This is a genomic window from Bradyrhizobium arachidis (assembly GCF_015291705.1).
Taxonomy (GTDB): Bacteria; Pseudomonadota; Alphaproteobacteria; order Rhizobiales; family Xanthobacteraceae; genus Bradyrhizobium; species Bradyrhizobium arachidis.
On record NZ_CP030050.1, the window covers coordinates 5,935,930 to 5,949,425 of the forward strand.

13 protein-coding genes are annotated in these 13,496 nt (G+C 64.6%); 10 read left to right on the forward strand and 3 right to left on the reverse strand.

The window, feature by feature from the left end:
- Positions 1 to 10: 10 nt before the first annotated feature.
- Positions 11 to 619, forward strand: a complete 609-nt coding sequence (locus tag WN72_RS27780) for an FMN-dependent NADH-azoreductase (protein ID WP_027559636.1) — start codon at positions 11 to 13, stop codon at positions 617 to 619.
- A 60-nt stretch (positions 620 to 679) separates the two neighbouring features.
- Here WN72_RS27780 and WN72_RS27785 read toward each other — a convergent pair whose 3' ends face one another.
- Both WN72_RS27785 and WN72_RS27790 read right to left on the reverse strand, forming a co-directional pair.
- A complete protein-coding gene (locus WN72_RS27785) occupies positions 680 to 862 on the reverse strand; it encodes a hypothetical protein (protein WP_027559637.1) in 183 nt (60 codons plus the stop codon).
- A 176-nt stretch (positions 863 to 1,038) separates the two neighbouring features.
- Positions 1,039 to 1,812: a glucose 1-dehydrogenase gene (locus WN72_RS27790; RefSeq protein WP_027559638.1), complete on the reverse strand. Its 774-nt coding sequence runs from the start codon at positions 1,810 to 1,812 to the stop codon at positions 1,039 to 1,041.
- Between the two features lie 122 nt (positions 1,813 to 1,934).
- On the opposite strand from WN72_RS27790, the gene WN72_RS27795 reads away from it, so the two are divergent.
- Positions 1,935 to 2,402, forward strand: coding sequence for a winged helix-turn-helix transcriptional regulator (locus WN72_RS27795; protein ID WP_092218855.1), 468 nt, complete (start codon positions 1,935 to 1,937; stop codon positions 2,400 to 2,402).
- A 170-nt stretch (positions 2,403 to 2,572) separates the two neighbouring features.
- Positions 2,573 to 3,127, forward strand: a complete 555-nt coding sequence (locus WN72_RS27800; RefSeq protein ID WP_092218857.1) for a flavodoxin family protein — start codon at positions 2,573 to 2,575, stop codon at positions 3,125 to 3,127.
- A 277-nt stretch (positions 3,128 to 3,404) separates the two neighbouring features.
- On the opposite strand, the gene WN72_RS27805 is transcribed toward WN72_RS27800, so the two are convergent.
- On the reverse strand, positions 3,405 to 3,644 hold the full coding sequence (locus tag WN72_RS27805) for a hypothetical protein (RefSeq protein ID WP_027559641.1): 240 nt from the start codon (positions 3,642 to 3,644) through the stop codon (positions 3,405 to 3,407).
- A gap of 226 nt (positions 3,645 to 3,870) precedes the next feature.
- Between WN72_RS27805 and topA the strand changes: the two genes are divergently transcribed.
- The 7 genes from topA (at position 3,871) to rpmG (ending at position 13,455) form a co-directional block, all read left to right on the forward strand.
- A complete protein-coding gene (gene topA / locus WN72_RS27810; protein ID WP_092218860.1) occupies positions 3,871 to 6,618 on the forward strand; it encodes a type I DNA topoisomerase in 2,748 nt (915 codons plus the stop codon).
- A 19-nt stretch (positions 6,619 to 6,637) separates the two neighbouring features.
- A complete protein-coding gene (gene rnr, locus WN72_RS27815; protein ID WP_092218861.1) occupies positions 6,638 to 8,983 on the forward strand; it encodes a ribonuclease R in 2,346 nt (781 codons plus the stop codon).
- Positions 8,977 to 9,417, forward strand: a complete 441-nt coding sequence (locus WN72_RS27820) for a DUF983 domain-containing protein (RefSeq protein WP_027559644.1) — start codon at positions 8,977 to 8,979, stop codon at positions 9,415 to 9,417. Before rnr ends, WN72_RS27820 begins: the two co-directional genes overlap by 7 nt.
- Before the next feature lie 31 nt (positions 9,418 to 9,448).
- Entirely contained in the window at positions 9,449 to 10,213 is a 765-nt protein-coding gene (locus WN72_RS27825; protein WP_027559645.1) for an NUDIX hydrolase, read from the forward strand.
- A 17-nt stretch (positions 10,214 to 10,230) separates the two neighbouring features.
- A complete protein-coding gene (locus WN72_RS27830; RefSeq protein WP_092218863.1) occupies positions 10,231 to 11,568 on the forward strand; it encodes an amidohydrolase in 1,338 nt (445 codons plus the stop codon).
- 186 nt (positions 11,569 to 11,754) lie between these two features.
- Positions 11,755 to 13,080, forward strand: coding sequence for an LLM class flavin-dependent oxidoreductase (locus WN72_RS27835; protein ID WP_092218865.1), 1,326 nt, complete (start codon positions 11,755 to 11,757; stop codon positions 13,078 to 13,080).
- A gap of 207 nt (positions 13,081 to 13,287) precedes the next feature.
- The gene (gene rpmG / locus WN72_RS27840) at positions 13,288 to 13,455 is read left to right on the forward strand and encodes a 50S ribosomal protein L33 (protein WP_007603295.1); all 168 of its coding nucleotides are present in this window, start codon (positions 13,288 to 13,290) and stop codon (positions 13,453 to 13,455) included.
- Positions 13,456 to 13,496: the final 41 nt, after the last annotated feature.

Genomic DNA, 13,496 nt, shown 5'->3' on the forward strand with positions numbered 1-13,496 from the left:
GGTGACCCCAATGAAACTCCTCCATATCGACTCCAGTGTCCTCGGCCCCCACTCCGTCTCCAGGCAGGTTTCCGCCGCCATCGTCGACCGGCTCCGGCAGGCGACGCCTTCGCTCGACATCGCCTATCGCGACCTGACTCAGACCCCGCTCGCCCACCTCTCCGGCTCGCACCTCGCGGCCGCGCAAGGCGCGCCAGCGCCGGCGGAACTCGGACCCGACCTTGCCGCGAGCGCGGCGGTGCTGAACGAGTTCCTCGACGCCGACATCGTCGTGATCGGCGCGCCCATGTACAATTTCACCATTCCGAGCCAGCTCAAGGCCTGGATCGACCGCGTCCTCGTTGCTGGGAAGACCTTCAAATATGACGCCAACGGCCCGCAGGGCCTTGCCGGCAGCAAGCGCGTGATCGTGGCGATCTCTCGCGGCGGCTATTACGGTCCGGGCACCCCGGCCGCCTCGCTGGAGCATCTCGAAACCTATTTGCGCGGTGTGTTCGCCTTCATGGGCATCACGAGCCCCGAATTCATCGTTGCCGATGGCATCCAGGTTGGCCCCGAGCATCGCGAGAAGGCGCTCGCCGGCGCGCTTGCGGCGGCCACCAGCCTGCGCGCGGCGTAAGGCTCACGCCGACAACAGCCGCTGCCGGCCTTTCGGCGGCGGCTGACAGATCGAATGGACCTAAAACCAGGCGCCCTGGATTCCCAGGATGACGGCGACAAGCGAGATGAACAGCCCGATGCCCGAGAACAGAGCCACCCCGATGAATTCGGACGTGTCGGAGCGCTTGGTGGAGATGCTGGAACGTTCGGTGTAAATACGCGGTGCTGAAATCGACGAAAAAATGCGAGCTGCCTTTGGCATCACGGGCTCCTTTGAAATGAGTCTTATGACCCCCGCCCGTAGAAAGGTCTTGGCAGCGTGCGCCAAGGTTCAACGCCTCACATAAGGTTCAACAAATACATTCCTCCTGATGTAGGAACCGGCCGGCGCAACCGCCTGCGACGAGCGCCGACCGATTCAATTTTCATCGAGATTGATCAACCACGATAGATCGGCGCGCCGCTCGGCGAGGCCACTGCGCCGCCGTCGACGAAGATCTCCTGGCCCTGGATGTGCGCGGCATCATCGGAGGCGAGGAACAGCACCGTCTTCGAAATGTGATCTGGTTCACCAATGCGCCCCAGCGGCGTCGACAGCGCAATGCGCTTCTCGAATGCTTTTTCCGCTTCAGGCGTTGCGATCGCCGCGCCCCAGATCGGCGTGCGGATCGCGCCGGGCGCGACGACGTTGACGCGGATGCCGCGCGGCGACAGTTCCGACGCCATGATGCGCGCCATCGCGCGCACGCCGGCCTTGGCGGCGCCGTAGGCGGAGTAGCCGGGAATGCCCAGCACGGAGATCACCGAGCCGTTGAGGATGATCGAGGCGTTGTCGTTGAGATAAGGCAGCGCCGACTGCACGGTGAAGAACACGCCGGTGAGGTTCGTGCTGATGACCTTCTCGAACACCTCGAGCGTCGCCGAACCCAGCGGCGTGCCGCCGGGAATGCCGGCATTGGCGAACACAATGTCGAACTTGCCGAACTTGTCGGCGCCCTTCTTGATCGCGGCTTCCGTCGCGGCGACGTCGGTGGCATCGGCGACGAGCGCAAGCGCGTTCGGGCCGAGTTCCTTCGCCGCAGCCTCCAACGTCTCCTTGTTGCGCCCGGTGATGACCACTTTCGCACCCTCGGCCACGAACAGCTTTGCCGTCGCAAGTCCGATGCCGCTATTGCCGCCAGTAATGAGTGCCGTCTTGTTCTTCAGTCTCACGCTCGCCTCCAGTGGTTGCATAATGAAACTAAGTTGCCATCTAGGGCATATGGTTTTATGATGCAACCACACAAGCACGTGATCAGCGCCGAAATCGTGCGAACGCGACAGGACGACAGACCATGGTCAAACGAACCAGCTTTGCGGGGGATGCCTGCCCGATCGCACGGTCGCTGGAGGCGATCGGCGACTGGTGGTCGCTGCTGATCATCCGCGAGGCGCTGTTCGGCCTGCGCCGCTTCGGCGAATTTCAGCGCAAGCTCGGCATGGCCAAGAACATCTTGTCGGTGCGGCTACAGTCGCTGGTCGACCACGGCATTCTCGCCACCGCCCCCGCCTCCGACGGCAGCGCCTATCAAGAGTATGTGCTGACGCCGAAGGGCCGCGGCGTCTTCCCGGTCCTCGTCGCGCTGCGCCAATGGAGCGAGGAGTTCGACGACCATCCCGAAGAGATCGCAACCATCCTGGTCGACCGCGAGAAAGGCCGCCCGGTGAAGAAACTCGAAATGCGCGCCGAGGACGGCCGCCTGCTCAGCCCCGCGGACACTAGGCTGAAGCCGCGGCCGGCGCCGCGAAGGCGGTCAGCCTGATTGCGCTCAACTGCCACCACACCGTCATTGCGAGCGCAGCGAAGCAATCCAGACTGCCACCGCGGAAAGACTCTGGATTGCTTCGCTGCGCTCGCAATGACGACGCGGAGGGACTTGTACAAAATACAGTCAGCGCCGAAGATAGCTAGATACCGCAACGCGGCACCGCCATGCCTCTGCTCGCCATCGTCTATTTCTCCATCACCGGCACCACCGAGAAGCTCGCGCATGCGGTGGCGCGTGGAGCGGATGGCATAGCGGACGTCGCGCTTTGTCGCATCACGGGCGACGACATCGTGTCAGGCCGCTTCCAGAATGAAAGCCTATTTGAAACGATCGACCACGCCAGCGCAGTTGCATTTGGTAGCCCGACCTACATGGGCGGAGCCGCGGCTCAATTCAAAGCCTTCGCAGACGCTTCAAGTGACCGCTGGAGCCAGCAGCGTTGGACCAACAAGATCGCAGGCGGCTTCACGACGGGTGCCTGCGCGAGCGGCGATCAACTGCACACGCTGACCTACTTTTCCATTCTGGCTGCGCAGCACGGCATGCTCTGGTGCGGACTGGATATTCCGGGCGGAGAGGATCCTGGCGGCCGTAATCGTTTGGGCAGCCAACTCGGCCTGGCGACACACCTCATCGACGACGACTTGCCGCCGAGCGACCTCAGCACGGCCGAATATCTCGGCCGAAGACTGGCCAAAATGGCAAGCCGCAACTGCTAGCCGCACCGTCATTGCGAGGAGCCCTTGCGACGAAGCAATCCAGACTGCCGGCCGCGGAAAGACTTCTGGATTGCTTCCCTGCGCTCGCAATGACGGGGTTAGAGCAGCGCCCCGTATCTCTCACCGTCACCCTGAGGTGCTCGCCTCTTCGGCGAGCCTCGAAGAGCGACGGCCCTGCTGCAGCGGCGGGGCCGCTCATCCTTCGAGGCTCCCGGCGCGATGCTCCGCATCGTGCCGCTCGCACCTCAGGATGACGGGGCGGCAAGTGAGCCCACCCTCACGACAGCTTGCGCTTGCTCCGCAGGCGCAAATGCTCGTCGGCCTCCAGCTTGGTCATCCCCAGGAGATAATGCAGCACGTCGAGCTTGTGGCGCTCGGCGAGCTTGCGCAAAGCGCCGGCCTGCTCGGAGATGAAGGCGACCGCCTCATCGGCCCCACCTTCCCCCGGCTCCTCGTTGCGCGTGCGTGTCGGCGCGCGCGATGCGGCGCGCGCCCGTTTCCGTCCCGGCTTCGTCACCCGACCCCACCCCGAATCCATGCCCCGGAGGAACTTTACGCCGATCCCGCGCAACTCCAAGGTGGTATTTTGCAACTTTCTCGATATGAAACTTTTCCCATTTGGAACCCTCTCAACACCCCTCGATTTGACAGCGAGGGCCTCACCACCCATGTTCGGATCGAAACGGCCGACCCGAGTCCTTTCGTTTTCGGCCTAAGATTTTCCCGTAAGTTACTGGAACTACATGAATATCGTCATTGTGGAGTCGCCGGCGAAAGCCAAGACGATCAACAAGTATCTGGGCTCGTCCTACGAGGTTCTGGCCTCGTTCGGCCATGTCCGCGACCTGCCCGCGAAGAACGGCTCCGTCGATCCCGACGCCAATTTCAAGATGATCTGGGAGGTCGACCCCAAGGCGGCCGGCCGGCTCAACGATATCGCCAAATCCCTGAAGGGCGCCGACCGCCTGATTCTCGCCACCGACCCTGATCGCGAGGGCGAGGCCATCTCCTGGCACGTGCTGGAGGTGATGAAGGAGAAGCGCGCGCTGAAGGATCAGAAGATCGAGCGCGTGGTGTTCAACGCCATCACCAAGCAGGCGGTCTCGGAGGCGATGAAGAACCCGCGCGAGATCGACGGCGCGCTGGTCGATGCCTATATGGCGCGCCGCGCGCTGGACTATCTCGTCGGCTTCACCCTCTCCCCCGTGCTGTGGCGCAAGCTGCCGGGCGCCCGCTCGGCCGGCCGCGTGCAGTCGGTGGCGCTGCGCCTCGTCTGCGACCGCGAGCTCGAGATCGAGAAATTCGTGCCGCGCGAGTACTGGTCGCTGATCGCGACCCTGCTCACCCCGCGCGGCGACGCCTTCGAGGCGCGCCTCGTCGGCGCCGACGGCAAGAAGATCCAGCGTCTCGACATCGGCACCGGCGCGGAAGCCGAGGACTTCAAGAAGGCGCTGGAACTGGCGAGCTACGCCGTCACCGCGGTCGATGCCAAGCCGGCCCGGCGCAATCCGCAGGCGCCCTTCACTACCTCGACGCTGCAGCAGGAAGCCAGCCGCAAATACGGCTTTGCGCCGGCGCACACCATGCGCATCGCCCAGCGCCTCTATGAAGGCATCGACATCGGCGGCGAGACCACCGGACTCATTACTTATATGCGTACCGACGGCGTGCAGATCGCCCCGGAGGCGATCACCCAGGCGCGCAAGGTGATCGGCGAGGATTACGGCAACGCCTACGTGCCGGATGCCCCGCGCCAGTACCAGGCCAAGGCCAAGAACGCCCAGGAAGCGCACGAAGCGATCCGCCCGACCGACCTCTCCCGCCGCCCCGACAGCATGAGCCGCAAGCTCGATGCCGACCAGGCCAGGCTCTATGAGCTGATCTGGAAGCGCACCATTGCCAGCCAGATGGAATCGGCCGAGCTGGAGCGCACCACGGTCGACATCACGGCGAAGGCTGGCGGCCGCACGCTGGAGCTGCGCGCCACCGGCCAGGTCGTCAAGTTCGACGGCTTCCTCGCACTGTACCAGGAAGGCCGCGACGACGAGGAGGACGAAGACTCCCGCCGCCTGCCGGCCATGAGCCCGAACGACGCCCTGAAGCGGCAGTCGCTCGCCGTCACCCAGCACTTCACCGAGCCGCCGCCGCGCTTCTCGGAAGCATCCCTCGTCAAACGCATGGAAGAGTTAGGCATCGGCCGGCCCTCGACCTACGCCTCGATCCTCCAGGTCCTCAAAGACCGCGGCTACGTCAAGCTGGAGAAGAAGCGCCTGCACGGCGAGGACAAGGGCCGCGTCGTGGTCGCGTTCCTCGAAAGCTTCTTCGCGCGCTACGTCGAATACGACTTCACGGCCAGCCTCGAAGAGCAGCTCGACCGCATCTCCAACAACGAGATCTCCTGGCAGCAGGTGCTGAAGGATTTCTGGACCGGCTTCATCGGCGCCGTCGACGATATCAAGGATCTGCGCGTCGCGCAGGTACTCGACGTGCTCGACGACATGCTGGGCCAGCACATCTATCCGCCTCGCGCGGACGGTGGCGATATCAGGCAGTGCCCGAGCTGCGGCAGCGGCCGGCTGAACCTGAAGGCTGGCAAGTTCGGCGCCTTTGTCGGCTGCTCGAACTATCCGGAATGCCGCTACACCCGTCAGCTCGCCGCCGACAGCGAGACCACCGCCGACCGTTCGCTCGGCCAGGATCCCGATACGGGCCGCGATGTCTGGGTCAAGGCTGGCCGCTTCGGCCCCTATATCCAGCTCGGCGAGCAGAAGGATTATGAGGAAGGCGAGAAGCCGAAGCGCGCCGGCATCCCGAAGGGCACCTCGCCCGGCGATGTCGACCTCGAGCTTGCGCTGAAGCTGTTGTCGCTGCCGCGCGAGATCGGCAAGCATCCGGAGACCGGCCAGCCGATCACGGCCGGCCTCGGCCGCTTCGGGCCGTTCGTGAAGCACGAGAAGACCTATGCCAGCCTCGAGGGCGGCGACGAGGTCTTCGACATCGGCCTCAACCGGGCGGTCACGCTGATTGCCGAGAAGGTCGCCAAGGGCCCGAGCCGGCGCTTCGGCGCCGATCCCGGCAAGGCGATCGGCGATCACCCGACGCTCGGCACGATCACCGTGAAGAGCGGCCGTTACGGTGCCTATGTCACCGCAGGCGGCATCAACGCGACGATCCCGGCCGAGATCGAGAAGGACGCGATCACGCTGCCGCAGGCAATCGCTCTGATCGACGAGCGCGCCGCCAAGGGCGGCGGCAAGGCGAAAGCCAAGAAGGCGGCCAAGCCGGCTAAGGCCAAGAAGACCACAGAGAAGGCCACGGACGGCGAGGACGCCGCGCCGAAGAAGAAGCCGGCCGCGAAGAAAGCCGCGGCCAAATCCAAAACCGAATCCACCAGCAAGGCGCGCGCTGCCGTGTCGTCGACCGCCAAAACGTCGCCGACCAAGACCGCCGCCGCCAAGGCTCCGGCCAAGAAGAGTGCCGGCAAGACTTAGATCAAGAATTAGAGGTTAAGTGAAACGCAAGCATGACCATGGCTTTCCCGACAGGCAAGCCATCGTCGCCTTCATCAAGGCAAATCACGGAAAGGTCGGAACCCGCGAAATTGCGCGCGAGTTCGGCCTGAAGAACGCCGATCGCGTCGAGCTCAAGCGCATGCTGCGCGAGCTCGCCGACGACGGGATCATCAAGAAAAAACGCCACAAGGTGTCCGAGCCGGACGCGCTGCCGCCGACGCTGCTCGCCGACATCACGGGGCGCGACTCCGACGGCGAATTGATCGCCTCCCCCGCCGAATGGGACGAGGTCGAGAGCGGCGAGCCGCCCAAAATCATCATCGAGATGCCGCGCCGGGCCAAGCCCGGCACCGCCGCCGGTGTCGGCGACCGCGCGCTGCTGCGCGTCGAACGCAACGACGAGGACGAAGGCCCGGCCTATCGCGGCCGCATCATCAAGGTCATCGACAAGGCCAAGAGCCGCATCCTCGGCGTGTTCCGCAGCCTTCCCGAAGGCGGCGGACGGCTCGTCCCCGTCGACAAGAAGTTCGCCGACCGCGAGCTGAATATCGCCAGGACAGATACATCAGGCGCGCAGGACGGCGATCTCGTCAGCGTCGATATCGTCCGCACCCGCGGCTTTGGCCTCGCCTCCGGCCGGGTCAAGGAGAAGCTCGGCTCGGTCAAGTCGGAGAAGGCGATCAGCCTGATCGCGATCTACGCCCACGAGATCCCGCTGCAATTCTCCTCCGCCGCCGAGCGCGAGGCGGAAGCCGCCGAGCCCGCCAACCTTAGGGGACGCGAGGACTGGCGCGACGTCCCGCTCGTCACCATCGATCCGCCCGACGCCAAGGATCACGACGACGCGGTGCATGCGCAAGCCGACGAGGATCCCAACAACAAGGGCGGCTTCATCGTCAACGTCGCGATTGCCGATGTCAGCTTCTACGTCCAGCCGGGCACCGCGCTCGACCGCGACGCGCTCGACCGCGGCAACTCGGTCTATTTCCCCGATCGCGTCGTGCCGATGCTGCCCGAGCGCATCTCCAACAATCTCTGCTCGTTGGTGCCGGGCGAGCCGCGCGGCGCGCTCGCGGTGCGGATGGTGATCGGCCCCGATGGCCGCAAGCGCTCGCACAGTTTTCATCGCATCCTGATGCGCTCGGCGGCGAAGCTGAACTATGCACAGGCGCAGGCCGCGATCGACGGCCGCACCGATGACACCACCGGCCCTCTGCTCGATCCGATCCTGAGGCCGCTCTACGCCGCTTACGCCTGTGCCAAGCGCGCGCGCGACGAGCGCGATCCGCTCAATCTCGATCTGCCCGAGCGCAAGATCCTGCTCAAGAGCGACGGCACGGTCGACCGCGTCGTCGTGCCCGAGCGTCTCGATGCGCACAAGCTGATCGAGGAGTTCATGATCCTCGCCAACGTCGCAGCGGCCGAGATGCTGGAGAAGAAATCGCTCCCGCTGATCTACCGCGTCCATGACGAGCCGACGCTGGAGAAGGTGCACGCGCTCGCGGAGTTCCTGGAGACACTCGACGTCCCCTTCACCAAATCAGGCGCGTTGCGCCCCACCCTGTTCAACCGCGTGCTGGCCCAGCTCGAAGGCCACGACTATTACCCGCTGGTGAGCGAGGTGGTGCTGCGCGCCCAGGCGCAGGCGGAATATTCCTCGGAGAATTACGGTCATTTCGGCCTGAATTTGCGCCGCTACGCGCATTTCACCTCGCCGATCCGCCGCTACGCCGACCTCGTCGTGCACCGCGCCCTGGTCCGCGCGCTCGGCCTTGGCGAAGGCGCCCTGCCCGACAGCGAGACGCCGGAGAGCCTCGGCGAGGTCGCCGCGCATATTTCGCTGACCGAGCGCCGCGCGATGAAGGCGGAGCGCGAGACCGTGGATCGCCTGATCGCGCATCACCTCGCCGACCGCATCGGCGCCAGCTTCCAGGGCCGAGTCTCCGGCGTCACCCGCGCCGGCCTGTTCGTGAAGCTCTCCGAGACCGGCGCCGATGGCCTGATCCCGATCCGATCCCTCGGCACGGAATATTTCAACTATGACGAGGGCCGTCACGCGCTGGTCGGCACGCGCAGCGGCACCATGTACCAGCTCGGTGACGTCGTCGATGTCCGCCTGATCGAAGCGGCCCCCATCGCAGGCGCGCTGCGGTTCGAGCTGCTGTCCTCGGACAGCGAGAGCAGCCCACGCGAGCGCCGGCCGTTCCGCGCCCAGCGCAAATCCGCCAAGGCGCATCCGGGACGCAGCCCGGAGAGAAAACGCAAGCCGGAGAAGCAAAAGTCCGGCAAGGGCAAGAAGCAGAGAAAGAACAAGGGTAAGAGCAAGAAGGGCAGCGCGTGGTGACAATGAGCACGGCCCCAAAAATCTGGACGCGCGAGACTGGTCTCGTCGAGAAGCGCGACGTCTGGACCGCGATGAAGCGCGGCTTTCGCAGCCGCTGCCCGCGCTGCGGCCAGGGCAAGCTGTTCCGCGCCTTCCTGAAGACCGCGGACAATTGCAGCGCCTGCGGCCTCGACTTCACGCCGCACCGCGCCGACGACCTGCCCGCCTATCTCGTCATCGTCATCGTCGGCCACGTCACGGTGCCGGCGATTCTCTGGATCGAGACCAATTACACGACGCCGGTCTGGCTGACCTTCGTGGCCTATCTGCCCTTCACATTCTTTGCTTCGCTCGGGCTGCTCCAGCCGGTCAAGGGAGCTGTGGTCGGCTTGCAATGGGCTCTGCGCATGCACGGGTTTGACGAGAACCCGCCGGATGGTATTCCGCCGGTGTAAGCAATAAGCAAAAAACGCTCTGGGTGAGGACATGACGGATATTTCGCAGGCCGAAGACAAGGCCAAGATCCACGAGGGCAAGGAAGCTGACCATCATCCTTATTTCCGCCCAAAGGACGCCGCGACGCTGATCCTGGTCGATCGCAGCGGCGCCATTCCAAAAGTGCTGGTCGGCAAGCGCCACGACAAGGTGGTGTTCATGCCCGGAAAATTCGTGTTCCCCGGCGGCCGCGTCGACAAGGACGATCACCGCGTGCCGTGTGCTGCGCCGATCACCGCGGAGCTGGAAGCCAATCTCGCCAAGGGCAGCCCGAAGACGCCGGCCTCGCGCGCAAAGTCGCTGGCGATCGCCGCGATCCGCGAAGCCTGTGAGGAGACCGGCCTCTGCCTCGGGCGCAAGGTCGAGGGCAAGGCCAGGCTCGAAGGTCCGTGGAAGCCGTTCGCGGATGCAGGCCTGCTGCCCGATCCCTCCAGCCTGTTCTTGATCGCGCGCGCGATCACCCCGCCCGGCCGCGTCAAGCGCTTCGATACGCGCTTCTTCACCGCCGATGCCTCCGCGATCACCCACCGCGTCGAGGGCGTCATCCACGCCGATGCGGAGCTGGTCGAGCTGGTCTGGGTCGAGCTCGGCTCGAAGCCGCTCGCCGAACTGCATCCGATGACGCGCAATGTGCTCAACGAGCTCGATACCCGCCTTGCCACCGGCCCGCTCCGGCACGATGCGCCGGTGCCGTTCTTCCATTTCTATGGCGGCAAGATGCAACGAGATGTGCTAGGTGAAGGAAAGGGCGCTTAAACGACTGGGAGGGTCGGATGACGCGGTTCGCAAGGCCTCTGCTCGCTTCCGTCGCGTTGTGCAGCCTGCTCTCGTTGCCTGCCCATGCAGAGCTCGACGTCGCCAGATTGAAGCAGACGATCGAGACCTCCTTCGAGAGCGACTATCCGAAGCTCGATGCGCTCTACAAGGACATCCACGCCCATCCCGAGATCGCCTTCCAGGAAGAGAAGACCGCGGCGAAACTCGCCGCCGAGATGCGCGCGATCGGTTTCGAGGTCACCGAGCGCGTCGGCAAGACCGGTCTTGTTGCCATCTACAGGAACGGCGACGGTCCTACCATCATGGTTCGCACCGAGCTCGATGCGCTGCCGATGGAAGAGAAGACCGGCCTGCCCTATGCCAGCCGCGACAAGCAGGTCTGGCAGGGCCGCGAGACCTTCGTCGCCCATAGCTGCGGCCATGACATCCACATGGCGAGCTGGGTCGGCACGGCGAAGACCCTGGTCGGCATCAAGGACCAGTGGCACGGTACGCTGATGTTCATCGCGCAGCCCGCGGAGGAAGAGGTCGCAGGCGCAAGGGCCATGATCGATGATGGCCTGTTCACCCGCTTTCCGAAGCCCGACGTGGGATTTGCCCTGCACGACGGCAATGGAGCCTACGGCTCCGTGACCTACAGGGTCGGGGTCGGATCGTCGAATGTCGACGGTCTCTTCATCAGATTTATCGGCCGCGGCGGCCACGGTGCGATACCGCAGGCGACCATCGATCCCGTGATGATGGCATCCCGCTTCGTCATCGACGTGCAGAGCGTGATCAGCCGTGAGAAGGACCCGACCGAATTCGGCCTTGTCACCATCGGCGCGATCCACGCCGGCACCGCCGGCAACATCATTCCCGACGAGGCCAGGGTGATCGGCACGATCCGCAGCTTCAAGCCGCAGGTGCGCGCCAGGATGCTGGCCGGGATCGAGCGCACGGCGAAGGCAGTGGCGGCGATGGCGGATGCGCCCGCGCCCGAAATCCGTCTCGACGAGGGGACCAAGGCGGTGGTGAACGATGCCGCCGTCGTCGGCCAGGCCGAGCGGGTGCTGAAAGCGGCCTTCGGCGACAAGTTCAACGTCACCCCTGCGAACACGACCAGCGAAGACTATTCGGAATATGTCAATGCCGGCGTGCCTTCGATGTTCTTCAACATCGGCGTCTATGAGCCCGACCGCGTCGCGGCCGCGCGTAACGGCAGCGGCCCGCCGCTTCCCGGCAACCACTCGCCGCAATTCGCCCCGGTGCCGAAACCGACCATCCAGACCGGCGTCACCGCGATGACGCTCGCCGTGCTCAGCGCCTTCGATCAAAGGGCGCGGGGGCAGTAGTCCCCCCTCGCCGTCAGTGTCTGCGGTTTGATGGATTCCGGGCGCGCCGCTTCGCCGGGCTTCGGAATGACGCGAACGTGCTGAGAGTTGATCGAAAAACGAAAAATTCTTCCCGGCCCTCCCAATGGCGGAGTTCCTCCGCGTCCCTATGTCTTTGCGGACGACACCCAGAACGGATACGGGGCGATGGCACAACGGCAACTCAAGCTTGGCGCGTTCATGCGCCCGATCAGCATCCACACCGGCGCCTGGCGCTATCCCGGGGCCTGGCCCGACGCCAATTTCAACTTCGGTCACATCAAGCAGCTGATCCAAAAGCTCGAGGCCGGCAAATTCGACGCCTTCTTCATGGCCGATCACTTGGCCGTCTTGAACATGCCGATCAATGCGCTCAAGCGCAGCCACACCGTGACCTCGTTCGAGCCGTTCACGCTGCTGTCGGCGCTCTCCGCCGTCACCGAACGGATCGGCCTGATCGCGACAGGCTCGACCACGTTTGACGAGCCCTATCACGTCGCCCGCCGTTTCGCCTCGCTCGACCATCTCAGCGGCGGCCGCGCGGGCTGGAACATCGTCACCACCTCGAACCCGGACGCGGCGCTGAATTTCGGCCTCGACGACCACATGGAGCATGCCGAGCGCTACAAGCGCGCCCGCGAGTTCTACGACGTCGTCACGGGCCTGTGGGATTCCTTCGCCGACGACGCATTCGTACGCGATGTGGAATCCGGCCTGTTCTTCGATCCCGCCAAGATGCACACGCTCGACCACAACGGCAAATATCTGAAGGTGCGCGGTCCCCTCAACATCGCCCGCCCGGTGCAGGGCTGGCCGGTGATCGTGCAGGCCGGCGCGTCGGAAGACGGCAGGCAGCTCGCGGCCGAAACCGCGGAAGCCGTGTTCACCGGCGGCGGCAGCCTCGCCGACGGACAGAAGCTCTATGCGGACATCAAGGGCCGCATGGAGAAGGTCGGGCGCGACCCCGAGCACCTCAAGATCCTGCCCGGCGCCTTCGTCGTGGTCGGCGACAGCGTCGATGAAGCCAAGGAGAAGCGCGCCCTGCTCGACGGCCGCGTGCATTACGACAGCGCCATCGCTTCGCTCTCGGTTATCCTCGGCACCGATGCGTCAGGTTTCGATCCCGATGGGCCCCTGCCCGAGATCCCCGAGACCAACGCCAGCAAGAGCGGCCGTCAGCGCATGGTCGATCTCGCCACCCGCGAAAAGCTCACCGTGCGCCAGCTCGCCCAGCGCGTCGGCGGCTATGGCGGGCTGTCGTTCGTCGGCACGGCGAAAACCATCGCCGATCAGATGGAGGAATGGCTGGTCGGGCGCGGCTCCGACGGCTTCAACATCATGTTCCCGTTCCTGCCCGCGGGCCTGGACGATTTCGTCGACAAGGTGGTCCCGGAGCTCCAGCGCCGCGGGATTTTCCGGAAAGAGTATGAAGGGCCCACTTTGAGAGAGAATCTCGGCCTTCCGCGGCCGAAAAACCGCTTCTTTGAGGCCTGATGGGCCCGATTTGAGTGGTTTTTGGCCCTAGAGCCCCGTTCCGGGCTCTAGCTCTTTGTTTTTGACGCGTTTTCTTGACGCGAACCGGTGCCCGCTTCGCTCGAAAACGCTCCGAAACCTTGACTTCCCCCGGTTTCTGGCTAGGTTGCCGGCCAACGCGGGCCGTTTGGCCGGCTCCAGATTCCCCAATTTTCTGAGGTTCAGAACATGGCCAAAGCGGTCACCATCAAGGTCAAGCTCGTGTCCTCGGCTGACACCGGCTTCTACTACGTCGCCAAGAAGAATTCGCGCACCATGACCGACAAGCTGGTCAAGAAGAAGTATGACCCGGTCGCGCGCAAGCACGTCGAATTCCGCGAAGCCAAGATCAAGTAAGATCGCGGACGCTGAAGACTTTTGCGGGGCCCTTTCGGGCC